Below are 24,829 nucleotides of genomic sequence, written 5' to 3'. Positions count from 1 at the left end.
TTACTCCATTTCTATTTCAAATTCTGCTGTCAATGTTTCGCCCGCAATATCCTTTATAATGCGGTAGCTACCCGGTTCAAAATCATGTTTTAAGAGCGTCATGTTTAATTCTTCGGTGTTGGTTGCATCTGGTTCCAAAATCAAGGCAATTTCAATCCAGGCCATTTCATCTTCAAATGGGAAAATAACCCATTCATTGCCGTCCAGATACTCAACACTAAAAGCAACCCCATAAAACAATTCTGCTTCTGATTTATTTGTGATCGTGACCGCAATCGATTCAATATCAGTTGGGTAACTTGGTTCCGCCGTTTGCATCGTAACCCCTGAAAGATGGTTTAGATCGGCAGGCTTGTACGGACTTGGCTCAAAAGCGGTTTGTTTGCAGCCTGCCAGTAGTAAAGTTGTCAATATACTTGTGATGAACCAACCACTACGCTTCTTCATGTTTCTTCCTCCGCTCATGTGTACGTTCTTTCTCCCCATTATACACGATAACCACCTAAAAAAGAGCAGAAATGAAACCAACCCCACTTTCTCCTCGAAAACACGAACATTAAGTATATTTATATTGCCTTATATTCGTTTTGGGGTTGATAAAAAGTTCATCAGACCTTATAATTTCCCCATATATTATATTTTCCCATATATTTGGGAAATGGAGGAGGATAATGTTCGTGTCATCCAAAAGCTCTCCCTACCTCATTGTGGCTCCGGGATTGATCTTGTTGATTGTCTTTTTAGTTTTGCCGTTGCTTTCGATTGTTTGGCCAACTGTTTATGATGGCGGTTTTACACTCGATTCCTATATCTCTTTTTTTAGTAGTAGTTATAATATTTCTATTTTATGGCGAACTGTTAAGTTATCGTTGATTGTTACTTTATTAAGTGTTGCATTCGGTCTTCCAACAGCTTATTACATCGCTCGCAGCGATCGTAGATGGCGTAGCCTGATGATGGGATTAGTTTTATTCCCTTTGTTAACTAACTCTGTTGTTCGCAGTTTTGCCTGGATTAACATTCTTGGTACAAACGGTATTATCAATCGTAGTTTATTGGCTATTGGTGTGCTTCAAGAACCCATGCAACTACTTTATACGGAGTTTGCCATCACGATTGGTTCTTTATATTTATTTTTACCTTTAATGATTACAACATTGGTTGGCGTTTTGGAAAACATTGACTCCGAAATTGTAGAAGCTGCCGAAACATTAGGTGCGAACCCGCTGGTTGCTTTTGTAAAAGTTATTTGGCCTTTAAGCATTCCAGGGGTAATTATCGGTAGCATTTTAGTTTTTACTGGTACTCTAACCGCCTACACAACCCCGCAACTACTCGGTGGTAATCAAAACATGATGATGGCAACTTTCCTGTACCAAAATGCTATGAGTTTAGGTAACTGGGAAAATGCAGGGGTAATTGCTTTGATCATGATTGCCACAACCATGCTAGTTATGAAAGGTTTTAATTTGCTTGCTGCCCGTATTGATAGAAGAGGAGGCGACCTCAATGCGTAAACAAAAAGGGCTCGCGCTCTTCGCGTTAGTTATTTTCTTATTTTTATTCTTCCCCTTGTTTATTATTGTCGTCACATCTTTCGGGGAAAATCCAACGATTCAATTCCCAATCGAAGGCTTTACACTGGATTGGTATGCAAATGTATTTAGAATTAGCGGCTTTATTAATAGTTTCTGGCTGAGTTTAAGAGTATCTTTATTGGCAACTTTTCTGGCCTTGATCATTGGGGTACCGGCTGCTTACGGGTTATCCCGTTATAACTTTCCTGGTCGCACTGCATTAAAGAGTTTCTTTTTATCTCCAACCATCATACCTGGCGTGGTTGTAGGTTTCTCTTTATTCCAGTTCATCGTTATTCGGTTACAGCTGCCTATATTTCAAGGGTTATTGTTGGGTCACTTTTTAATTAGCTTACCCTACATTATTCGCGTTGTTGGTTCCAGTTTAGAACAGTTGGACTTCTCAATTGAAGAAGCTGCCTGGACTTTGGGAAGTACGCGATTGACAGCTTTCTTCAAAGTCGTGTTGCCCAATATTTCATCAGGTATTTTCGCTTCATTTATGCTGGCTTTCATCAACTCTTTCAATAATATTCCGGTATCACAATTCTTGTCTGGTCCAGGTATCACTGCTTTACCGACAAACTTAATGAGTTATATTGAATACAACTATGACCCTACTGTATCCGCACTTTCAGTGTTATTGATGATTGGAACAATCTTGATGATGATTCTAATTGAAAAAACGCTTGGACTTGCTTCGATTTCGTAAAGAGGAGGATGCCAACTAATGGCTTTTGTTAATTTAGAGGATATTCGCGTTAGTTATGATGGAAAAGCGGATGTTCTGAAAGATTTACGGTTATCCATTGAAAAAGGAGAATTGGTTTCCCTGCTTGGTCCTTCCGGATGTGGAAAAACAACAACCTTACGTGTCATCGCAGGTTTAATTGAACCAAATGACGGTACTTTTGTAGTCGACGAAATGGAATTGACTAAAGTACCCGTCCACAAACGTAATTTCGGGATGGTATTTCAATCCTATGCTCTTTTCCCACATTTAACGATTAAAGAAAACGTCGCCTTCGGATTGAAGTTGCGCAAAGAAAACAAAACCGTCATTGATGAAAAGGTTAAAAGAATCTTGGAAGTGACCGGTTTAGGTGATTTTTCCGATCGGTATCCAAAACAACTTTCCGGTGGCCAAAGGCAACGCGTTGCCTTAGCGCGTGCTTTGGTAATCGAGCCAAAGTTATTGTTATTGGATGAACCATTAAGTAACTTGGATGCCAAATTACGCGTCACCATGCGTATGGAAATCAAGCGCATCCAGCGTACACTTGGGATTACAACGGTTTTCGTCACGCATGATCAAGAGGAGTGTTTCTCCATCTCCGATAAAGTAGCGGTCATGAACAAAGGCGTTATTGAACAATATGCTTCACCTGAAGAAATTTACTCAAATCCGAAGACAGAATTCGTAGCTCGCTTTATCGGCTTTGAGAATTTTATCCCTCTCCAACAAGAAAAAGAGCAGCTTTATCGTGCTGAAGACGGCACACGATTCCAAACGAATAGCGATAATAGTGGTCAAGCAGTAAAAGCAACAATCCGTCCGGATAACATTTCCATGCACCGTGAATTAGCAGCGGCTGATAATGTCCTGAGTGGTACCGTTCGTGTACGCACCTTTTTAGGCAAGAGTTATCAATATGAAGTTGAAACAGCCGTCGGGAACTTAATCGTTAACGACGAAGACGCTAAGCTTTATCAAGCAGGCGAGACCGTCCGTTTGTATTTAGACCCAACAAAAATAATTTTGGTATAAAAAAGGAGAACTAAACATGAAAAATTGGAAAACAGCTTCCCTATCTCTAGCAGCAACTTTATTATTAGCAGCATGCGGTAACTCCGGTTCAGAAGCAGAAAGTTCTGCAACAGCAGAAAACGGCGGTGAATTGATTGTTTCCACATTTGCGTTGAGCGAAGATATCATTAAACGCGATGTTTTTGATCCTTTCTCAGCAGAAACAGGGACTGAAATTACTTACGAAGTTGGGAATTCCAGCGAACGTTTCACAAAACTGCAAAACAACCCTAATTCAACAATTGACGTTATTGAATTATCACAAGCGAATGCAGCAACGGGTGTCGCAGCCGGTTTGTTTGAAGAATTGGACGAAACTAAAGTTCCGAACTTGTCTAAGTTAGTAGGCGGTGCGAAGGATGCAGTTGCAACTTCAGGAGCACCTTATACCATGAATAGCATTGGTATTATCTACAACGAAGAAGCTGCCGGTATGACAATTGATGAGTGGTCTGATTTATGGGATCCTTCATTGGCAGGGAAAATCTCAATTCCAGATATTACAACAACTTTCGGTCCTGCTATGCTGCATGTTGCCAGCGACTTCAAAGGTGTCGATATCACTACCGATAATGGCGCGGCAGGTTTTGAAGCTCTAACTGAGTTGAAGCCAAATATCATCAAAACATACTCAAAATCTTCTGACCTTGCGAACTTATTCCAATCAGGAGAAATCGTGGCAGCTGTGGTTGGGGACTTTGCTTACCCAATCATTTCTGAAGCAAACCCAGATGTTCAATTCCTCGTTCCTGAGTCTGGTACATACGCAAACTTTAACACATTGAACGTCGTCGCTTCATCAGACAACAAAGATGCTGCTTACGCATTCATTAACTGGAAGCTAAGCCAAGAATTACAAGCAACAACAGCGGCATCCTTGAACGAAGCGCCAACAAACGCAGATGTTGAATTGGATGAAGAAGTAGCCGCAAACAAAACTTATGGTGATGTGGCACAACGTGCAAAAGCAATTGATTTTACATTTGTGAATGAGAACCTGGAAGACTGGATTAACCAGTGGAATGAAACATTGAATCAATAAAAAGACTAAAGAGGCAGAACTTTTCTGTCTCTTTTTTAGTAAATCGATGTATGGGTGCGGCGTTTAGCTACCGAACGAGCCTAGAACGCCGCTTTTTTGCGAAAAATGCGGCGTTCGTGGTTTTTTTATTGTCTAAACGCCGCATTTCAAGCTGGAAGGAGAACGTTTATGATAGATTTGTTGATTATAAATGCACGTGTCTTTAACACTTTTCTGAAATCATTCGAAAACCAACACGTGTCAGTAAAAGACGGAAAGTTTTATTACATTTCCGATGAGGATTTACATTATTTGGAGCCGAAAGAAATACTGGATGCTCAAGGAAAATATATGATTCCCGGATTAATTGATATTCATATGCATATTGAAAGTTCGATGGTCCCACCTGCTTCATTTTCCCCAACCGCCCTTTCACATGGGGTTACGACGGTTGTAGCTGATTCTCATGAGATTGCCAACGTGTTTGGAATTGAAGGAATTCAGGCATTCATGGAACAAGAAACGGAAATGGATATTTTTTATGCCATTCCGTCTTCTGTGCCCTCAACAACATCGGACCGTGAAACAACGGGGGGCATCATTGGCGTATCCGAAGTCAGCGCCTTGTTACAATATCCTAATGTGATTGCCTTGGGGGAAGCAATGAACTTCAAGGGTATAACCAGCGAACCCCATTCATTAATCCGACAAATTTTACGGGAAACCCAAACTACAAAACCATTCATGCCGCTAGAAGGACATATCCCCCGTGTTTCCGGTGAAGACTTGGCGAAATTTATGTTTGTCGGTTTGACTGCTGACCATACCCATCAATCACCGGAGTCGATTTTGGAAAAAGCCAAGAACGGGCTTTTTCTGGAGTTTCAGAAGAAATCAATCAACCCGGAAAATATGGCCGTCATTAATCAGTATAAATTATACGAATATATGGCCATCATTACCGACGACATCATGGTTGACGATTTCACCAAGGGCCATTTGAATGAGAATGTCCGTTTAGCAATCGAAGCAGGACTACCGGTTGAAGAAGCAATTTACACTGCCACTTACACCCCGGCACGAAGAATGGGTTTCCAAGACCGAGGTGCCATCATGACCGGTTACCTAGCTGACTTTATTTTGTTGGATGACCTTGAAAGCTTTAAAATTGCGCACGTTTATAAAAATGGGAAACGCACCTCTCCCCATCATCCTGTTATCGCATTTCCAGATCATTTTTATGAATCTGTTCAGTGTCGCCCCTTGACAAAAGAAGACCTACAATTCAAAGTTGAAAAAGAGATGCTCTGCAATGTCATTGCGATCCAGGAAGTCGGAACATTTACCGAACACGTACAAAGAACGCTCGCTGAAAAAGATGGCTTTTTAGAATGGGAAAGCAGTGGTCTGGCTTTAATTGTAGTAATGGAACGTTATGGAAAAAACGGAAATATCGGGTATGGTTTCGTCGAAAATACGTTGTCTGAAAAAGGAGCCATCGCAACGACTTGGGCGCATGATCATCATAACTTGATGGTAATGGGAACATCCATTGAGGATATTCTTGTTGCCCAACAAGCTGTGTTAGCCATGCAGGGAGGATATGTCGTAAGCGCGAACGGAACCGTGACCGCAAGTTGTCCTTTACCAATCGGTGGTATTTTGAGTGATGAACCGGTTTCGGTCCTTGGAGAAAAACTAGGTGATGTCCGCCGGGAAATGCGACATTTAGGATACAAAAACACCAATGAAATTATGTCATTCTCTACCTTATCCCTGCCCGTGTCACCTAAATTGAAAATAACTGACTTTGGAATGATGGATGTCCACACTCACGAACTCATTCCACTAATGGAGCGCTAGAAATGAAAACATTAATTACGAATGTCCATATTTTGACGATGGATGAAAACTTTACTGAATACAATCCTGGCTTTATCAGTTTTTCTGACGATGTTATTACAGCAGTCGGAGCAATGGCACAACTGCCTGAAGAAACCTACGAACGCGTGATTGACGGAAAAGGGGCCATTGCTATACCAGGAATGGTGAATACCCATACGCATATTGGCATGGTCCCTTTCCGCTCATTAGGCGATGATACACCCGATCGTTTAACCCGGTTTTTGTTTCCATTGGAGCAAGCGTGTATGACGGATACCTTGGCCTATCACAGTGGAAAGTATGCAATTGCGGAGATGCAGCTGGCAGGTATTACGACCTTTTTCGATATGTATTATTTTGAAAATGAGTTGGCAAAAGCAACTGATGAAATGGGCGCACGCGCCATCCTGGCTGAAACTGTACTGGAAGAAGCACCTGATTCTGAAAAACCTTATGGCGGACTGGATTATGCAGCAACATTCATTCCCAAATGGTTGGATCATCCATTGATAACACCCGCAGTTGCACCACATGCGCCCTATACGAACAGCCCGGACTCATTAAAGCAAGCGTTCGATTTAGCGGAAAAATATGATGTCCCTTTTTCCCTTCACGTCAGTGAAATGACATTTGAAATGGAAAAATACCAACTGGACTACGATCAAACCCCAATTGCTTATTTGAACGATTTAGGTATTCTAACGGAACGAACGTTAGCAGCCCACTGCATTTTTGCAACAGCCGATGACATCTCCCTCTTAAAAAAGCAAAATGCAGCCGTTGCTCATTGCATCGGTGCCAACACCAAGTCAGCTAAAGGAATCGCACCTGTTCAGGCAATGTTGGATGCAGGGGTTCGGGTCGGCTTGGGAACAGATGGGCCAAGCAGCGGCAATACACTGGATTTATTTTCCCAAATGAAAATGGTTGCCTATTTTCACAAGACCGCATTGAAAGACCGCGCAGCTTTTCCGACAAAGGAAATTGTCCGCTTAGCGACAATCGGGGGAGCAGAAGCACTGGGTATGAATCAGTTGATTGGGTCACTTGAACCAGGTAAGCAAGCAGACATCACCTTAATCGAGACAGATTCCGTCAACATGTTCCCTATTTTCGATCCGTATGCTGTCTTGGTCTATTCAGCCCAAGCGCATAATGTCCGGGATGTTTTTGTGGCCGGCAGTCAAGTGGTTAAAGAAAAACAACTTGTCCGAGCAAATTTACCTACCCTGCGTTCACATTTGGACGCAGAAATGATGCACTTTCGGCAAGAAGTAGACAAGCGAAAAAAATAGAACGCACAAAAATAACCGCCTTGTTGGTACAGGGCGGTTATTTTTGTGCGTGTAGATAATCAGTAATTTATGCTAAAAACTGTGCCTCGTACAAACGACGGTAAGCACCGTTAAGAGCCAACAATTCTTCATGTGTTCCTTGTTCAGCTATACCGTGATCGCTCACTACGACAATACGGGTAGCATGTTTGATGGTTGCTAGACGATGGGCGATAATCAAGGTCGTCCGCCCTACCGCCAAGGAATCCAGTGACTCTTGGATAACTTGTTCAGTTTCGGTGTCTAAAGCAGACGTCGCTTCATCTAAAATCAAAATAGGCGGATTTTTCAAGAACATACGCGCAATGGAAAGACGCTGTTTCTGCCCACCCGATAGTTTAACCCCGCGTTCCCCGATAACCGTATCCAAACCTTCCGGCATATTCCTGATGACATGTTCCAAATTAGCCAAGACTGCGGCTTGCTTGATTTCATCCTCTGTCGCATCCAATTTCCCATAACGGATGTTCTCGCGAATCGTACCAGGGAATAAGTATACGTCCTGTTGAACGACACCAATTTGGTTACGCAAGGAATGCATCGTCATGTCCTGGATATTGATGCCATCAATAGTGATATTGCCAGAAGTTACTTCATAAAAACGAGGCAAGAGGTTACAAATCGTCGTTTTACCTCCACCACTTGGTCCAACGAAAGCCACCGTTTCTCCTGCCTGAACGGTTAAATCGACATTTTCCAATACAGGGGTTGAACCGTCATATGAAAAGGAAACATTTTTGTAAACGATATTGCCATCTAAATGTTGAACGGAAATGGCATCCGATTTATCAACTATTTCAAGATCACGATCGATTTCTTCAGTAAAGCGTTTGAAACCGGCAATCCCTTTCGGATATTGCTCAATCATGTTGTTCACTTTTTCGATGGGACGAACAAAAATATTTGATAGCAAGATAAAGCCAACAAAATCCCCGTAACTCAATTCTCCTTGAATCGTGTAATAAGAACCAAAGAAGAGCGCAAATAAATTGATGAGACGAATCATCAAATAGTTGTAAGAAGAACTAATGCCCATGGTTTTGTAAAAGGTCAACCTTGCCCGGCGATAAAGGTTATTCAAGCCTTTAAATCGTTCTGACTCATACGCTTCGTTCGCGAAGGCCTGAACAACACGCACACCACTCACAGTTGCTTCGATACCAGCATTAAATTCCCCGAGATTTTCGAAAATCCGTGTATTTACTGCCGTCATTTTCTTGTTGAAGAAAGAAACAGCAAACATAATAAAAGGAATCAGTACAATGGTCGCGATGGCGAGATTCGTGTGGACACGCAACATAAGTAAAAAGGCACCCACCAAGGTAATTAAAGTAATGAAAATATCTTCAGGACCATGATGGGCCACTTCCGATATTTCCTGTAAATCCGACGTTAAGCGGGTCATTAATTTCCCGGTTTTGTTATTGTCATAATAGCTGAATGACTGTCTTTGTAGATGGTTAAAAAGGTCTTGACGCATATCTGTCTCAATATTTATTCCTAAGCGGTGACCAAAATAAATAACAACGAATTGCAAAAAGGTATTAATAATATATAAAAGCAGGAGAAAGATGGAAGCAGTAATGATACGGTTCCAGTCCCCGGACGGTAAAATAGTATCGATGACGCTATTTACGGCAACCGGGAAAGCTAATTCCAAAACAGCCGCAATAACCGCACTCGAAAAATCCAAGATGAAAAGCCCTTTATAAGGACGATAATATTTAAAAAATCGTTTTAACATGGGTACCTCCTTCAACCTAATATTCAATAATTATGGCATACAATGAAGGGGCAAACAACTGAAATCATACGTCATTCAATCCATTCACCATCTTGGCTGAAGTCATCCACCAATTTTATTTCCGGTTCCTCCACCCGGAACGATTCGGCCTTTTTAAAGGGTGTAATCTGGGACCATTTCCCCTCATTCAAAAAAGTAATATTTCGGATGTCTTGTAACGCCAGCCACCGATCCTCAATCTTTATTTGACCCCCCGGCAGATAACCCTGGAATCGGCCTTCTATCGAATCAGTCTGACGGCCCCATTTATCCTTTTGGTTCAATTGAATGGAAATGGGTCGCTTGGTATGAGACGCTTCAGCCAGTTTGGCATCTATTTCTTCGGGAGTCATTTTCGGCAAAACAGCGTTATTCTTCATGGCTTCTTTTTGATTTTGTTTAATCCCTCTCATAAGTTCTTCCATCGCAAAAGCGGTAATCCACTTCATGAAGCCGCGGTCATGATAATCATTGTAATCCTGGAATTTTTTGGGAGTTCGTCTAATCACGATCGTCACCTTCTTCCAGCCCTGCCATTCCGCCAGCATGTCCACCCACCAGTGAACTACGGGCAATGGCCCGTCCCCCTTCCAGGGCGCTGACCGCGCGTACAAGCGATTTAAAACCATATTTTTTTCGGACTGTATCAATAATTTGGTCTACCTTTACGTCCTTTACTTGTTCTTCAGGTTCCGCGAACAAATCCAATTGCAAGGCATCCGTATAAACAAGGTTACCGGTATTGACACCGATATTGCGAATATGCTGACCGGTGTAGTGAGCATCAAAAATACGAAGTAAACAGGCGATTATTTCTTTTGAAGAGTTAGTCGGTAACACTTTCACTTGTTGGTGGAAACTGGTTTTGCCGTTTTGGTCGAAATAACCGATACTGTACCCAATCCACAAACTGACAACTTGTGTCTTGGCACCTGATTGCCGCAATCGCGTGGCGACTTGATCGCCCATTTCGCGTATCACGATTTCCATTTCCGATCGCTTCGTATAGTCCCGATTCAAGACCTGGCTATTCCCGATTGATTTTGAACTTGGTTTAATAGTATCTCCTAAGAAGCTACGATCAATCCCCCAACTATGGGCATAGAGTTGCGCTCCAATCACTCCCAGTCGGTCTTTTAAGTCATAAAAGTTCGCATGGGCAAGATCATAAATAGTGTGAATCCCCATACTATGCAATCGTTTGGCCGTTCGTTTAGCGATTCCCCAAAAGTCAGTCATGTCATGAATTTTCCAAACCGTATCGGGAACATCTTGATAACGCCATTCGGCAATGCGGTTGGGAGCATGTTTGGCAGCATTATCCAAAGCGAGTTTCGCCAACAATGGATTGTCGCCAATTCCAACCACCGTATAGATTCCGGTTTGTTTATGGACTTCGGCTTGGATAGCGCGGGCGATTTCGTAGGCATTCGCAAATTTAAATAAACGCAAAGCACCCGTAACATCCACGAAGCTTTCGTCAATTGAGTAAACATGATGATTGGATTCATCCGCGTATTTTTTATAAATGGCATTGATTTCCATGTTTTTTTGCATATAAAGACGCATTCGTGGGGCTGCGATCACTAAATCTTTTGGGTAAGGAAACGGTAAGTCCCGTGCTCGGCTGATATTGGAAATGTTATACGCTTTTTTCGCTGCAGGCGATGATGCGAGGATCAAGCCGCTTCCCCGCTGACTTTTATCTTCTGATGGATAGGACATGACGACGAGCTTTGCAGTGAGCGGATCCATTTTGCGTTCGACACACTCTACACTGGCATAAAATGATTTACAGTCAATACAGAGAATGTCCCGACTTGGTTCTTTTGCGTAATCAAATATCAACTCTGTCTCATACATAAAAATCACCTCACCTCATTATACGAACATAAGTTCTGTTTTGTAAAGCGAACACTTTATAAAATTCTTAATTATTGAGAGTGAGTCTGTATTTCTCTTATCCTAACCAAAAAAAGCACCCGATTTTCAGATAGAAAATCGGGTGCTTTACTGCTATTAGAAGAATAATTCGCCTTGCCATTGCCATTGATCGAAGTAAGCCATATCTTCCTCGTCGATTTGGAAATTAAAAATCGCTGCATTTTCACGAATGCGATCTTTGTTGACAGATTTTGTCAAAGGTACATAACCTTTTTGGACACAGTAGCGAAGCAACAGTTGCGCGATGGATTTTTGATATTTCTCAGTCATCGCATTAACGGCCTCATCCTCTTCCATTTGCGGGATAGGGGACAATGGTGACCATGCTTCAATTACCATTCCTGCTTCACGGCTCATTTTTACAGTGTCTTCTTGATTCAAACCAGGATGCAACCGAATTTGATTGACCATTGGCGCAATACGACAATTTGGCAATAAGTTTTCCAAATGTTTGACCTTGAAGTTGCTGACACCTATGGCTTTCAACTTGCCCGCTTCATAGGCGTCTTCTAGTGCTCGCCATGTTTCGATGTTGTCTGCTTGCCAATCCTCTTCATGGCCCGCCACTTCCGGCCAGTGAATCAAAAATAAATCCAGATAATCTGTTCCCAAACGTTCCAAAGACTCGTCAATGGTACGTTTGGCATTTTCGTAGCCATGGTCTGGATTATCAAGCTTGCTGGTCAAGAAAATTTCTTCACGCGGCACACCGCTCAAGCGCATCCCTTCACCAACCAACTCTTCATTTCCATACATTTGTGCTGTATCGATATGGCGGTACCCATACTCTAGAGCCCATTTTACGCCATCGACGCATTCTTTCGGATCAACATTCCGCCATGTTCCATAACCCAGAATCGGAATATTGTTACCATTTGCCAATGTTATTGTCTTGTTCACATTATCACTCCTTGTATTTGTTTCCTGTTTTTATTTTACCATAGAAGTATTCCAACGCCACTTGACTTACTTTACATGAAGCTTCCATTCATCTATGCTTAGGCCAACAAATCAAAAGAGAAAGGTTGATAAATATGAAGTATCTATTAACTGGCGCAACCGGCGGATTTGGAACCTATGCCCTGTCTTTTTTGAAACAACAAGTCGCTTTGGAGGATATCGTCGTCCTGGCACGTTCCGAAGCAAAAGCAGCTCCTTTCCGAGAACAAGGAATCGAAACGCGGATAGCCGACTTTGCCGACTATGATAGTTTGTTGGCAGCCTTTGCTGGCATCGATCGCATGCTTTTCGTTTCCTCGCAGCCCGGGGAAGCCGTTTCCCGCGGTGACCAACATAAAAACGTCGTGGCCGCCGCCAAGGAAACCGGGATCGGCTTCATCGCCTACACGAGCTTCCCGAATGCTACTAAATCAACCAGCCCGCTCGCCCAAGATCATATCCTGACAGAAACACTTTTGAAAGAGTCTGGCATTCCACACACCTTCCTCCGCAACAATTGGTATTTCGAAAATGAAATGGCGACTTACGAAACGGCGTTGAACGGCGGTGCCTTCACCTACTCCGCAGAAGACGGCCGGGTTGGATGGGCTTTGAAAAAAGAATATGCGGAAGCGGCCGGGAATGTCCTGACCGGAAAATTCCTGTCTGGAGAAGTTCTGGAATTAGGAGGACCGCTGATTACCTATGCCGATTTGGCGGCTGCACTCAGGGTAGCCACCGGGAAAAAGTTCCGATCCTTGGCTTTGGATGATGGGGAATACCAAAATGATTTGAAAGTGCACGGCGTCCCCGCAGAAAGTATTGCCTTTGTCATGATGATTCAAAGAGACATCCGCGAAGGCCAGTTAGCAATCAAATCCAATGATTTAGAAAAAGTATTGGGAAGACCTGCGAAACCGGCAACGCTTGCCCTGAAGGAACTTCTGGCATCAAACAAAGAAAGCGTTTCATTTGATAACCCGCCTGTTTAGCCTATAATTGGAAGTAGATGATAATTATTATTATTCAATACCAAATAGGAGGAATAAATCATGGCAATTGATGAAAAAGACTATGGCAAGAAACCTCATGTTGTAAATATTGAAGACTTAACTGAGGATAACGAAAACTACCGCACAACTATTTGGACTGGCGAAAAACTACAAGTAACTGTCATGAGTATTGAACCAAACGATGATATCGGATTGGAAGTGCACAAAGGCATTGACCAATTTATCCGTATCGAAGAAGGAAGTGGTCTCTGTCAAATGGGACCAACGGAAGACAATTTAGACTTTGAAAGAGAAGTCACCGATGATGACGCCGTTTTCGTTCCAGCCGATGTATGGCATAACATCACCAATACCGGTGACAAACCACTTAAACTTTACACCATTTACGCAGGTCCTGACCACGTAGAAGGCACGGTTCATCCAACACACGAAGATGCTCGAAATGATCCAAATGAACACTGAAAATTTATGAAAAAATCAGCCGTGGGAAATTCCTACGGCTGATTTTTCATTGGTCTTATTGTATCTTTAAGGTTTGGGTTCACACTTGAAAACCAGATTCCAGCAGCCTGAGTGATTACTCAAATCGTATTTTCCATTCGAGTAATCATCAAAGGACTAAAAGTGATTACTCAGATTGGTTTTCCGGCTTGAGTAATCACTACAGGGCCTAAAGTGATTACTCAAGCCGAATTTGTCTCTTGAGTAATCACATTTCCCATTAAGGTCTTTTTACCATTGTCGGTTGCTGGTTTTTGAAAACAACTAATTCCTCAACGCCATGGCGACCCAACATGGCAAACATGTCCACGAAGTGGGCTTCATAATCAGCTGCCACATGTGCATCCGACCCGACCGTAAACAATGTCCCACCTGCCTCTTTATACAATTCGATGCCATATTCATAAAGATGGGCATTTCCATATTTAAACATGCTCTTGCTATTCAATTCGAAAGCCAAATTGTTTTCTACTGCCTTTTTAAAAACTTGCAACAATAAGGGTTCTACTTTTTCCAAATCAGCCACAGTCACATCATACAAACGTAAACCATACTCAAAATGCGTCAAAATATTTGCTTCCTTAAAATCTGTAACGGCTGCTAGCATCAAAGAGTAGTATTCTTCCAAGGTCTCTTCCAGAGTTTGCTCCAAAATTTCTTTCTGCATGAAATCATATTTTCCATTTTGATGAACACTTAACAGCATCACATCATAGGTCTTTCCTTTTAAATAATCGCGAATTTCATTTCGGTCTCCCGGCGTATACCCGATTTCAATTCCTTTTAAAATGCGTCCATTGTAAGTCTCATTCAATTTAGCAATTTCCGCCGCATAAGCTTCGTAATCCGGACTGTCATCCTGATAGCCCGTATAAGGATTATGAAAATCCAAATGCTCAGTCGTCACCAGAAATTTATCGTCCGCCAAGGGTAGATAATTTTCAAAATGTTCTTCACTATCATAGGAATAATAAGTATGCATATGCTGATCGTAATATTTCATTTTGCCTCCCCTTCCTTATTCTGCACGGTACCAATACTGCTTCAAGCGGTAACGTCCATCTGTGTCATGCAATTTCTTGAACACCCAATGCCATTCCACGAAACAAGCGCCTACTCCAGTAAACACTACCATACCAGGTGTAACCGCCCAAATAAGCATCAAAACGGCTACACTCAACACCATCAAAACAAGCATTTCCAAAGCAAATGCTAGCGGATAGGCAACAGCGTTTTTTCCAATTTCCTTTATGGATTTTTCGGGATAATAAGAACAAAGGAAACTAAACCACAGGAAAACAAAGAAAACAAGAACAAGCATGACTAGCGTCAGGTAAAATGCCAGGTACGTCACATAATTCGTTTGCGTATTCAAAAACAAGTAATTGGCAGTCAATACAATACCTGTAGAACCGAAAAGACCACTCACACGCCAGTATTTTTTCAAATTCATTTGGTAATGATTCCACCAGTTTACAATCAACTTCAGCTGTGCACGCTGGGAATCCAGGCGCATCTTTTGGATAAATTGAAAAACAGTAACGGTTGACGGCACCAACCCAAAAAGACCTGCACCCAGTAAAACACCAGCCATCCAAAACAAGGTTGCCATCACAATACCAAAGACCCATGCCAGTCCTATTTGTAACTTACTTTCTTTGTACTCCATCTATTTTTCATCCTTTAATTTATAATTTTCCAAATTCCTTTTTTCCAGCGTCTGTAGAAAATAAAGGCACGCATCCCTTCATCAAGGATGAAAATGACCCAAATAGCAAACAGGCCACCATTCAGATACCCCGCAAAGAGGAGACTGGCCGGAACCGTAAATAAATACGTGACCAGTAATCCTATTAATACCGGGTAACGCACATCCCCTTTTACATTCAAATTCGCAATCAATATCTCATTTCCAACGCGAAAGGGATCATATAAAACATTCATCCACAATAACGTCCGAACGATTGTGACAATAGCGGGATCTGTCGTGAAAATCTGGATAAGCCACGGTCCAGCTAAAGCCAATAATATATTCATTAAAACAGCTATTCCCATAAATAAACCTGTATTTTGTAGAGCAAAATGTTGCGCTTTCTCATGATCCTTTTCACGGATATATTTTCCAATCAAAATCTGGCCCGCTTGCCCCGCAGCGACTGAGATGGTGAAGACGACTGCGGTAATGGTCTGGGTATAAATTTTGGAGTTGATCGCTGCCGCTCCAAGCGAGGCAATCACGGCTGTTATAATGGTTTGCGAGAAATTATACGAAACATTTTCCATCCCAGAAGGAACACCCAATTTTAAAATGCTTTTGGCAATTTGTTTATCCTCTTTACCAAAACGCCACAACCCATCCCATACTTTCCGCAACTGCGTGCGAATCGCAATCATACTGATCACCGCTCCAATAAACCGTGTTACTACTGTCGCCACACTAATTCCCAGGACTCCTTCACCAAAAATGGCAAGGGGTGTCAAAATGACCAAAGCATTACCCGAAATCGTAATCAATGTGCTGACAACTGAAATGGCCATGGCAATATTCACTTTGCCATAACTACGCAACAAGGCACTTGTACTTGTTGAAATACCTTGGAACAATAAACTACTACTGACAATTCGCAGATATGTCAAGGATAATGAACGTAGTTCCACTGGCGTCTGCATCCATCCCAACAACACATCGCCAAAAAGAAAAACGGTGAAAAATAACAAAGCAGACAATACAAAATTCAAAACAAATGTCTGACGCGTCACTCCCTGAATATAAGACAACTTCTTATCATCAGCGTTTTGTAAAAACAAAACCACGCTACCGAGACTGATAATTCCCATTGCCATCGTACCAATTGCCAGGATTTGGTCTGCCAATCCCGTAGCCGCAACGGCTTGATCACTATACAACGAGAAAAGATAAACATTTACATTACCGATCAACATCATAAAAAGTTGTTCAATAATCAAGGGAAAAAGCATTTTTCGATAAGTCGCTTGCGTCATACTATTTCTTAAAGGCATGGTACTTCACTACTTCAGTGGTGATGGTATTTGTCTTGGCATCCAGTTCAATCACCCGTACCCCACGTTCCATCTCACCATACGTATTAAAGCCACTGACATTGCCATATACTAAATGGATGCCATGGTGCAAACCGTCAAAGTTATTTTCATGATCGTGTCCTACGAACATGCCCCACGTTTCGCCATCCAATAACATGTTGGTGAAAAGGCCGGTATTCAGATGCGGTGCACTGATTGCTTCATTCGTTTCGTTATTGAAACCAGCCAAAATGTTAGTCGCTGCTTGCCAATACTCCGGAACAGGAATGTGCTGGAAGACTAAATTCCGTTTTACACCATCACCTTTACGATATTTTGCGGATGTTTTTCTGAACCATTCCACTTGTTCCGGTTGATTCCAATCATAAATTCCAATTGGCACCGGCGCATCCGCTCCTGAATCGAGCACGTATACTACCTGTACCACTTCATCACTATCATGCGCTAAAATCTGTAAGGTATAACTTTCGCGGTCGTCGTGCACAAACACATCTTTTTTATCGGCCCGATTAGAAACGTTTTTCTCGAATAAGCGTCTTAAGTCACTACGGGTGATTATTTCTTCACTGTCATGATTCCCAAAAGTTAGAGCCATCGGTATATCCGATGTATTGAAATAACCCATCAATTCCTCAAATATTAAATCTGCATCTTTCACGCCTTCGGACCAGATAACATCACCGGTATGCATAATTAAATCAGCATCAAAATACGCTAATGCATCTTTCACCAAAGAAAAAGTTTCTAAATCCTCTGCATTATAGGGTCTGTTTCCGATGTGTGTGTCAGTAAACTGCACAATCCGGAAGGTCCCGTCTTCTCTTAGTCTCAGTTCCATAATGACTCCTTTAAATGTTTATTCTTTAACCGATCCAATGGTAATTCCTTGGACGAAATATTTCTGGATGAAGGGATACAGGATGACAATGGGCAAAATAACCACGATGATCGTCGCCATTTGCAGGGATTGTCCTGTTACTTGAATGGATTCCAGTTGTTGATAAGCAGCATCTCCCCCACCACTGCGCAATAAGATGTCAGCCAGACCGGCTTGTCTGGTCAACATGTCTTGCAAGATGGTTGCCAATGGCTTGATTTCCGGACGACGGACATAGAAGGAACCGGCGAACCAGTCATTCCAGTGGCCTACCGCCGTGAACAAGCTGACCGTTGCCAATGTCGGTTTACTCATCGGCAACACCATGCTGGTGAAAATCTTGAATTCACTCATGCCATCAATCCGGGCTGCTTCCACAATTGACATTGGCAATTGCTTAAAGGCGGAACGCAACAACAGGATATTCGTGACACTATACAAACTCGGGATGACATAAACCCAAATGGAATTTGTCAGCCCCAATTCACTCAAGACTAAATAGTAAGGAATGGTTCCCCCACCAAAAAGCATCGTGAAGAAAATGAAGAACGTTATTTTTCCGTTGCCAGGTAATTCCCGAATCGCTAATGCCCAGGCACACATGGACATCAAGAAAATACCCAGTGTCGTGCCTAAAACGGTCCGGAAAATCGATATGCCCAATCCCGTCAGCAAGTTGTCTTGCTTGAACACCTCCTGGAAATTCTCCAACGAGAACGCCCGGGGGAAAAACCAGATACCACCCGTGGCAGCATCTTTTCCACTGTTGAAGGCCAACGCCAAGATATGCATGAATGGCAAGATGACGGCCAAACAGAGTAACACAATCAATATGTTGATGATGAGACGTATCATAGGATTCGTCTGCATTGTTTTTGACATTTTTAATTCCTCCAATTAATGGTGACTCCGAAAAATAAAGAGGCTACAACTAGCCTGCAGCCTCCTCATACGTCATGTATTAGTAGAAAATGACATCGCCTTCTGCTTCTTTTTCTTCCAGGAAATCACTGAATTCTTCCACGCCGGCATCCACCAATTCTTGACGCGCCGCATCAAGGATGGCTTGTGCTTCTTTTTCCGTTGAAGCGTAGTAAGCCTTCACGATATCCTCTTCCCAACGGTCAAGGGCAGCGTTCAAGTCACCCGCATCACCTTCGAATTCAAACAAATAAGCACGTGGATACAAGCCGTCGATGACTTCTTTGTTTTCGTAGCGTTCATCCCATTTGTACATTTCGATTATTTGTTGGGCGGCTGTTTGGCTATCACCGTCAGTTTCTCTGACCTTATCCCCCCAGCTCGCTTCACCAAAGTGATCCAGGTTGTTCATATTGGTCCAAGCCAAGTGTTCACCCCACCAAGCGCGTACGCCACGGAAGCCCATTTTGTTGGCTTCATCAGGTTGTTCATCTTTTAGTTTTACAATTTCTTCTTTAGGAACTGGTTTGCCATCTTCACCGATGTCATAGTGTTCACCTTCAAGACCATACATGTAAAGAGTCTTACCTTCTTCACTTGCCAACCAATCCGCAAATTCGACCACTTCATCAGGATTTTCGGTTGTGGAAGGGACAGCCCAGCCGGCATAACCGGATTTGTAAGGCATTACCATGTGGTTGTTACCGTCAACACGATTGATTGGTCCCAAAGGAATGTAATCCATGTCGCCGATTTCTGGACGGTAATTGTACATATCCGCAACGATTGCGAATGATTTGTTAGTCACGCCCTCGGAAGCGCGTGTTTCTTCCATGGTGTAGAACTCAGGATGCATCAAACCTTCAGCCAGCAATTCACGGACATGGGCAACACGTTGCTCGGCAAAATCCGTCATGGATTCATGCTTCACTTCTTTGCCATCTTTCCAGAATTTTTCGCCGCCTTCACCTTGCCATACTAAATCATTGTAGATGAACGGTCTTTCGGAACCGCCCCATACCGTTGGTCCAAGAGGTGTAATCGGTGCCCCATTATCATCGGTAAAACCTGCTGCTTTGATATCTTTCAATAATTGTTCAACTTCTTCACTCGTATCAATTTCCAATGGATCAATGCCGAGTTCGTCGGCGATATCCGCACGGATGTAAGGTCCTCCGACTGTTTTCATGCCTGGATCGGCTGCTTCTTCATCGATGGCCATATGCACCAAGTATGTTGCGCCGTCTTGATCTTCACGCATCATGATATTTTCTTTGGTATCTCTTGGCAAATAACCTTCCTCGTAATATTTGCCGTACGTTTCTCCTTCTTGTAAATAAGGGGCGATATCATGGAACATGCCTTGGTTGGATGCTTGCAACAAAATCGGGAATTCCGGTCTGCCGGAGTGGTTCAAGTAAAAGGCAACAAAATCGGGTAAATCTCCCGCTGCCAGTCCAGCTGCCAAAGCCTGTGTGGAATCTTCACTCGTTACGGTTTGCAGTTCCAGGGTGATTCCGGTGCGCTCCTTGATGTATGCTGCGATTTCGGGTGACATGGAATCAACCCCGGCATCACCTGCGGATTGGAATACCAACCCAGTAATAGTGCGGTCCGCAATCCATATTTCAGGAGCGTCTGTCGGTTTTTCTGCCGTTTCGTTTGATGATTCTGCAATTTCACTACCGCCACAAGCGGCCAATGCGAGGGCAGAAGAAAACAAGACACCTGCACCCAGTAATTTTTTAAAATTCATTTTTTGAATCCTCCAATTTTTTATGTTTTTACCAAACAGCACTATCAAATTTATCTGCGACTTTGTTGACAATGAGCGTTAAAATCAAGCCCGCCACGCCTTGGACTAATCCTACGGCAGTCGCCGGTCCGTATTTCGCCTGCTCCAACCCGGTCTTGACGATATATGTATCGATGGTTTCAGAAACGGCATAGTTACCGGGATTTTGCATCAAGTACACTTGATCGAATCCCGCCGTCAAGATACTCCCCAATGAAAGAATGAATAAGATTACGATGGTGGAACGGATGCCCGGCAAGGTGATGTGCCAAGTCTGTTTCAAGCGGTTGGCGCCGTCGATGACGGCTGCTTCATATAACGAAGCGGAAATACCCATGATGGCCGCGAAATAGATGATGGAATCCCACCCAATGTTTTTCCATAAGTAACTCCCGAAAATGGCGGGGTAGAAAAATGAATTCTCCATCGCCCAGAAAGTCGAGCCATCGGTGATGCCCAAATTCGCCAACAAAATGTTCATCAACCCGGTGTCAGGTGCGAATAAACGGTTCATGATGCCAATCACCACGACCCAGGAAATGAAGTAAGGGAGGTAGGAAATGCTTTGATAGACACTCCGAAGCTTCGTTTTATTTATTTCATTGAACATCAAGGCCAACAGGATGGGAAAAGGTAAGTAGAGGAACAACTTGATGCTGGAAACGATCAAGGTATTCCGGATGTACATTGGCGTTTCCCGGTGGCTGAAGAAATCGGTAAAATATTCCAATCCTACCCAACCTTCCCCGTACATACCGGACGTAAAAGTGAAATCCCGGAAAGCCAGGATGATTCCGGTCATGGGCCAATAGGAAAACACCAGGAAAAAAATGATGGCGGGCAGTAACATCAAGTAAAACGTGCCATACTTTTTCCAGATTTGCTTAAGTGTCACTTTATGGGGTCGGAAATCAGGATCCGTTTCGGAATCGAATTGCGGCTGTTTCACACCCTTGTCCATAATCCTTTGAATTAAACTCTTTTGTTCTGCTAACACCTTCTAAACTCCTTCCAACACAGGGTGGTGATCCGCGTTTATACCGTAGCCAGGAATCGCAATGCGTGCGCCACTTTCCTTATCGAAGAAGTGGACATAAGCAAAATCGATACAGAAACGTTCTTCTTGACCGACTGCAAAAGCCTCCATAGTAAATGCTTTGGCGACAACCGGTTGTCCGACCATGTCAAAGTGAAGCAAACTTTCGCTTCCCAGCATTTCCGGCAATGTGATGGTGGCTGTATAGCCATGTTGCTGCACTGCTTCCGTTGCGTAACGAGAAAGATGGATGTTTTCGGGACGGATTCCCATCGTCATTTCCCGGTTCTCATAACCAAGATTTTGCAAATGTTCAACGATTGCTGTCGGAATTTGCATGTGTTTGCCGCCCCGTTCAATCCCCGTTCCCGTGATGGTCACATCCACGAAATTCATGGCCGGCGACCCCATGAAACCTGCCACAAAGATGTTTCTTGGGTGCAGGTAAACTTCCCACGGTGTCCCGACTTGTTGGATGACACCACTTTCCATGATGACAATTCGGTCCGCCATGGTCATGGCCTCTACCTGGTCATGTGTAACATAAACCGTGGTGATTCCTAATTGCTTGGTCAGTTGCACGATCTCAGCACGGGTTTGAACCCGAAGTTTCGCATCCAAGTTAGACAAGGGTTCGTCCATCAAGAACGCTTTTGGCTGGCGGACAATCGCCCGACCAAGTGCCACCCTTTGCCGTTGCCCACCAGAAAGTTCTTTGGGCAAGCGATCCAAGTATTCCGTCAGCCCGATGGTCGCAGCTGCAGTTTTGACCGCTTTATCGATTTCCGCTTTATCATAATTTTTCATTTTGAGACCGAAGCCCATATTGCCTGCGACCGTCATATGAGGGTATAGAGCGTAATTTTGAAAAACCATCGCAATGTCGCGGTCTTTCGGATGCGTGTCATTAACGACTTCACCATTTATCAAAATTTCACCTGCCGTTATATCCTCGAGTCCTGCCAACATCCGCAAGGTGGTCGACTTGCCACAACCAGATGGCCCAACCAAAACGACAAATTCTCCGTCCTTGATATCCAGGCTGACGTTATTTACGGAGTGCTGTCCCGGGACATAGTCTTTGTAAATATTTCTTAATTCAATACCACTCATATTTTTCTCCCCTATTATTTACTGATTTATCGTTTGGCTCTGTGTTTGCTACGCCTCAAATTATAAAGGTCTAATATAGATTTTCTGTTAATAAACCGTAAATGTCCGGTCAACTTTTTGTCAATTTTTGTCCTTTCTCCTCTTTTTTCTTAACTATTCTTTACATAAAGCGGTTACCGTTTTACATTTTGTTGTTTTACATGTAAAAATTGCACAAAAAAAACCGAAGCATTCCGCTTCGGTTTTTAATTTGTTAATGTGGCGTTTGGATTTTTGGTACTTTCATTCAAAACACATTTTAATTTACGTAAGAAAATTTCCCACTTTGAACATGGACCATCAATACGGAAATATCCGCTGGGTTAACCCCACTGATACGGCTCGCTTGGGCGATTGTTTCAGGTTGGATTTTCTTTAGTTTTTCTTTGGCTTCGTTTGCTATTCCGTTAATAGAATCGTAATCGATGTTTTCCGGAATGCGTTTCTCTTCCAAACGTTTCAGTTTTTCTACTTTACTGTAAGCTTTGTTGATGTAGCCATCGTATTTAATTTGAATTTCAACTTGGCGTGTCACATCGCTTGGCAATGCCTCTTCCAGTGGTGCGAATGGATAGAGACTGACATAATCCAATTCTGGACGTTTCAACAAATCAGCGAACAAGAAACCATCTTTCAACTGGGTAGAATTTTTTTCTGCCAAGAAAGCTTGTAATTCTTGCGTCGGTTTCAAACGTATTTTTTTCAGACGGGCGATTTCTGCTTCAACTGCAATTTGTTTATTAATAAAGGCTTGGTAACGCTCTTCAGACAACAGACCTATTTCGTGTCCGATTTCTGAAAGACGCATATCCGCGTTATCATGACGCAAAATCAAACGGTATTCAGCGCGAGACGTTAGCAAACGATAAGGTTCCAATGTCCCTTTGGTAACCAAGTCGTCAATCATCACACCGATGTAACCATCGCTACGTTTTAAAACAAGAGGCTCTTTACCTTGAACTGTTAAGGCCGCATTAACCCCTGCAATAAGTCCTTGACCCGCTGCTTCTTCGTAACCGGACGTCCCGTTCATTTGACCGGCTGTGAACAAGTTTTTAATAACTTTCGTTTCCAAGGATGGACGCAATTGGTGTGGTTTTACGACATCGTATTCAATAGCATAACCCGTCCGCATCATTTTCGCATTTTCCAACCCAGCGATAGAATGAAGCACGGCTTCTTGTACCTCTTCCGGTAAAGATGAAGACAAGCCTTGCACATAAACTTCTTGGGTATTGCGTCCCTCTGGCTCCAAGAACAATTGATGGCGCGGTTTATCACTGAAGCGTACAATTTTGTCTTCAATGGATGGGCAATAACGTGCTCCGACACCTTCAACGATTCCGGTAAACATTGGGGCACGGTGTAGATTATCACGAATAATTTGATGAGACTCAGTCCCTGTATAAGTCAACCAACAAGATAATTGTTCTTTCAAGTAATCTTCATCTTTGGAAGTAAAGCTAAAGTGATTTGGCGTTTCATCACCCGGTTGTTCTTCCGTTTTCGAATAATCGATGGAAGATGCCAAAATACGTGGCGGTGTCCCCGTTTTGAAACGCGCCAAGTCAAAACCTAGATCCAATAAGTTTTCTGATAACTTGATTGAAGGTTGCGAGTTGTTGGGACCAGAAGAATATTTGAGTTCCCCGATAATAATCTGACCACGAGAGGATGTCCCGGCCGTCAAGATGACAGCTTTACTACGGTAAACAGCCCCCGTATGCGTAATGACACCTTTAACTGTTTTGTCCTCAACAATCAACTCTTCTACAATTCCTTGACGTAGCAATAAGTTCTCTTGATTCTCGATTGTTTTTTTCATTTCTTGTGCGTATTCGTTTTTATCCGCTTGGGCACGCAACGCTTGAACAGCTGGGCCTTTACCGGTATTCAACATCCGCATTTGAATGTAGGTTTTATCGATGTTACGGCCCATTTCGCCACCCATCGCATCGATTTCACGGACTACAACGCCTTTGGCTGGACCGCCAATGGAGGGGTTACAAGGCATAAATGCAACCATATCTAAATCAATCGTCAAAAGTAATGTGGATTGTCCCATCCGTGCTGCCGCTAAAGCTGCTTCTGAGCCTGCATGACCTGCACCGACGACAATCACATCAAAATTTCCTGCTTCATAGTGATTCATATTTTAATTCCTTTCTATGATGATAGCTCG

The 24,829-nt window shown here is 42.9% G+C and carries 22 protein-coding genes; 8 read left to right on the top strand and 14 right to left on the bottom strand.

Annotated features, from left to right (window positions below; translation table 11 throughout):
• Entirely contained in the window at positions 1-447 is a 447-nt protein-coding gene (locus ACTU7M_RS09735) for an immunoglobulin-like domain-containing protein (RefSeq protein WP_443474201.1), read from the bottom strand.
• 230 nt (positions 448-677) lie between these two features.
• On the opposite strand from ACTU7M_RS09735, the gene ACTU7M_RS09730 reads away from it, so the two are divergent.
• The 6 genes from ACTU7M_RS09730 to ACTU7M_RS09705 all read left to right on the top strand — a co-directional run bounded on the left by ACTU7M_RS09730 (position 678) and on the right by ACTU7M_RS09705 (position 7,584).
• The gene (locus ACTU7M_RS09730; protein WP_443474200.1) at positions 678-1,517 is read left to right on the top strand and encodes an ABC transporter permease; all 840 of its coding nucleotides are present in this window, start codon (positions 678-680) and stop codon (positions 1,515-1,517) included.
• The gene (locus ACTU7M_RS09725) at positions 1,510-2,289 is read left to right on the top strand and encodes an ABC transporter permease (protein WP_443474199.1); all 780 of its coding nucleotides are present in this window, start codon (positions 1,510-1,512) and stop codon (positions 2,287-2,289) included. Before ACTU7M_RS09730 ends, ACTU7M_RS09725 begins: the two co-directional genes overlap by 8 nt.
• An 18-nt stretch (positions 2,290-2,307) precedes the next feature.
• Complete coding sequence (locus ACTU7M_RS09720) at positions 2,308-3,345, top strand: ABC transporter ATP-binding protein (RefSeq protein WP_443474198.1); 1,038 nt, start codon at positions 2,308-2,310, stop codon at positions 3,343-3,345.
• Between the two features lie 16 nt (positions 3,346-3,361).
• Complete coding sequence (locus ACTU7M_RS09715; RefSeq protein WP_443474197.1) at positions 3,362-4,426, top strand: ABC transporter substrate-binding protein; 1,065 nt, start codon at positions 3,362-3,364, stop codon at positions 4,424-4,426.
• Positions 4,427-4,594: 168 nt separating this feature from the next.
• Positions 4,595-6,268: an adenine deaminase C-terminal domain-containing protein gene (locus ACTU7M_RS09710; RefSeq protein ID WP_443474196.1), complete on the top strand. Its 1,674-nt coding sequence runs from the start codon at positions 4,595-4,597 to the stop codon at positions 6,266-6,268.
• Between the two features lie 2 nt (positions 6,269-6,270).
• Positions 6,271-7,584, top strand: a complete 1,314-nt coding sequence (locus tag ACTU7M_RS09705; RefSeq protein WP_443474195.1) for an amidohydrolase — start codon at positions 6,271-6,273, stop codon at positions 7,582-7,584.
• Positions 7,585-7,651: 67 nt separating this feature from the next.
• Here ACTU7M_RS09705 and ACTU7M_RS09700 read toward each other — a convergent pair whose 3' ends face one another.
• From ACTU7M_RS09700 to ACTU7M_RS09685, 4 genes are all read right to left on the bottom strand, one after another.
• Positions 7,652-9,367: an ABC transporter ATP-binding protein gene (locus ACTU7M_RS09700; RefSeq protein ID WP_443474194.1), complete on the bottom strand. Its 1,716-nt coding sequence runs from the start codon at positions 9,365-9,367 to the stop codon at positions 7,652-7,654.
• A gap of 71 nt (positions 9,368-9,438) precedes the next feature.
• On the bottom strand, positions 9,439-9,915 hold the full coding sequence (locus ACTU7M_RS09695) for a hypothetical protein (protein ID WP_443474193.1): 477 nt from the start codon (positions 9,913-9,915) through the stop codon (positions 9,439-9,441).
• Positions 9,908-11,269 carry a Y-family DNA polymerase gene (locus tag ACTU7M_RS09690; protein WP_443474192.1) on the bottom strand — a complete coding sequence of 454 codons (1,362 nt, stop codon included), beginning with the start codon at positions 11,267-11,269 and terminating at the stop codon, positions 9,908-9,910. The genes ACTU7M_RS09695 and ACTU7M_RS09690 overlap by 8 nt, the downstream gene beginning before the upstream one ends.
• A gap of 156 nt (positions 11,270-11,425) precedes the next feature.
• A complete protein-coding gene (locus ACTU7M_RS09685; RefSeq protein WP_443474191.1) occupies positions 11,426-12,250 on the bottom strand; it encodes an aldo/keto reductase in 825 nt (274 codons plus the stop codon).
• Positions 12,251-12,384: 134 nt separating this feature from the next.
• Here ACTU7M_RS09685 and ACTU7M_RS09680 point away from each other — a divergent pair, with 134 nt between their 5' ends.
• A complete protein-coding gene (locus ACTU7M_RS09680; protein ID WP_443474190.1) occupies positions 12,385-13,281 on the top strand; it encodes an SDR family oxidoreductase in 897 nt (298 codons plus the stop codon).
• Between the two features lie 60 nt (positions 13,282-13,341).
• Positions 13,342-13,764 carry a cupin domain-containing protein gene (locus ACTU7M_RS09675; protein ID WP_443474189.1) on the top strand — a complete coding sequence of 141 codons (423 nt, stop codon included), beginning with the start codon at positions 13,342-13,344 and terminating at the stop codon, positions 13,762-13,764.
• Positions 13,765-14,023: 259 nt separating this feature from the next.
• Here the strand turns inward: ACTU7M_RS09675 and ACTU7M_RS09670 are convergent, their stop codons facing one another.
• The 9 genes from ACTU7M_RS09670 to mnmG all read right to left on the bottom strand — a co-directional run bounded on the left by ACTU7M_RS09670 (position 14,024) and on the right by mnmG (position 24,799).
• A complete protein-coding gene (locus ACTU7M_RS09670; protein WP_443474188.1) occupies positions 14,024-14,806 on the bottom strand; it encodes a PHP domain-containing protein in 783 nt (260 codons plus the stop codon).
• 15 nt (positions 14,807-14,821) lie between these two features.
• On the bottom strand, positions 14,822-15,472 hold the full coding sequence (locus ACTU7M_RS09665; RefSeq protein WP_443474187.1) for a DUF624 domain-containing protein: 651 nt from the start codon (positions 15,470-15,472) through the stop codon (positions 14,822-14,824).
• A 14-nt stretch (positions 15,473-15,486) separates the two neighbouring features.
• Positions 15,487-16,824, bottom strand: a complete 1,338-nt coding sequence (locus ACTU7M_RS09660; RefSeq protein WP_443474186.1) for an MATE family efflux transporter — start codon at positions 16,822-16,824, stop codon at positions 15,487-15,489.
• Entirely contained in the window at positions 16,808-17,704 is an 897-nt protein-coding gene (locus ACTU7M_RS09655; protein ID WP_443474185.1) for a metallophosphoesterase family protein, read from the bottom strand. Before ACTU7M_RS09655 ends, ACTU7M_RS09660 begins: the two co-directional genes overlap by 17 nt.
• 18 nt (positions 17,705-17,722) lie before the next feature.
• The gene (locus ACTU7M_RS09650; RefSeq protein WP_443474184.1) at positions 17,723-18,625 is read right to left on the bottom strand and encodes a carbohydrate ABC transporter permease; all 903 of its coding nucleotides are present in this window, start codon (positions 18,623-18,625) and stop codon (positions 17,723-17,725) included.
• Between the two features lie 79 nt (positions 18,626-18,704).
• Positions 18,705-20,420: an extracellular solute-binding protein gene (locus ACTU7M_RS09645; protein ID WP_443474183.1), complete on the bottom strand. Its 1,716-nt coding sequence runs from the start codon at positions 20,418-20,420 to the stop codon at positions 18,705-18,707.
• A gap of 28 nt (positions 20,421-20,448) precedes the next feature.
• Positions 20,449-21,456: an ABC transporter permease gene (locus tag ACTU7M_RS09640; RefSeq protein WP_443474182.1), complete on the bottom strand. Its 1,008-nt coding sequence runs from the start codon at positions 21,454-21,456 to the stop codon at positions 20,449-20,451.
• 3 nt (positions 21,457-21,459) lie between these two features.
• Entirely contained in the window at positions 21,460-22,608 is a 1,149-nt protein-coding gene (locus ACTU7M_RS09635; protein WP_443474181.1) for an ABC transporter ATP-binding protein, read from the bottom strand.
• Positions 22,609-22,906: 298 nt separating this feature from the next.
• The gene (mnmG, locus tag ACTU7M_RS09630) at positions 22,907-24,799 is read right to left on the bottom strand and encodes a tRNA uridine-5-carboxymethylaminomethyl(34) synthesis enzyme MnmG (protein WP_443474180.1); all 1,893 of its coding nucleotides are present in this window, start codon (positions 24,797-24,799) and stop codon (positions 22,907-22,909) included.
• Positions 24,800-24,829 lie beyond the last annotated feature (30 nt).

It is taken from the genome of Jeotgalibaca sp. A122 (assembly GCF_052266715.1).
Taxonomy (GTDB): Bacteria; Bacillota; Bacilli; order Lactobacillales; family Aerococcaceae; genus Jeotgalibaca.
This window is presented reverse-complemented; position numbering and strand designations above follow the sequence as displayed.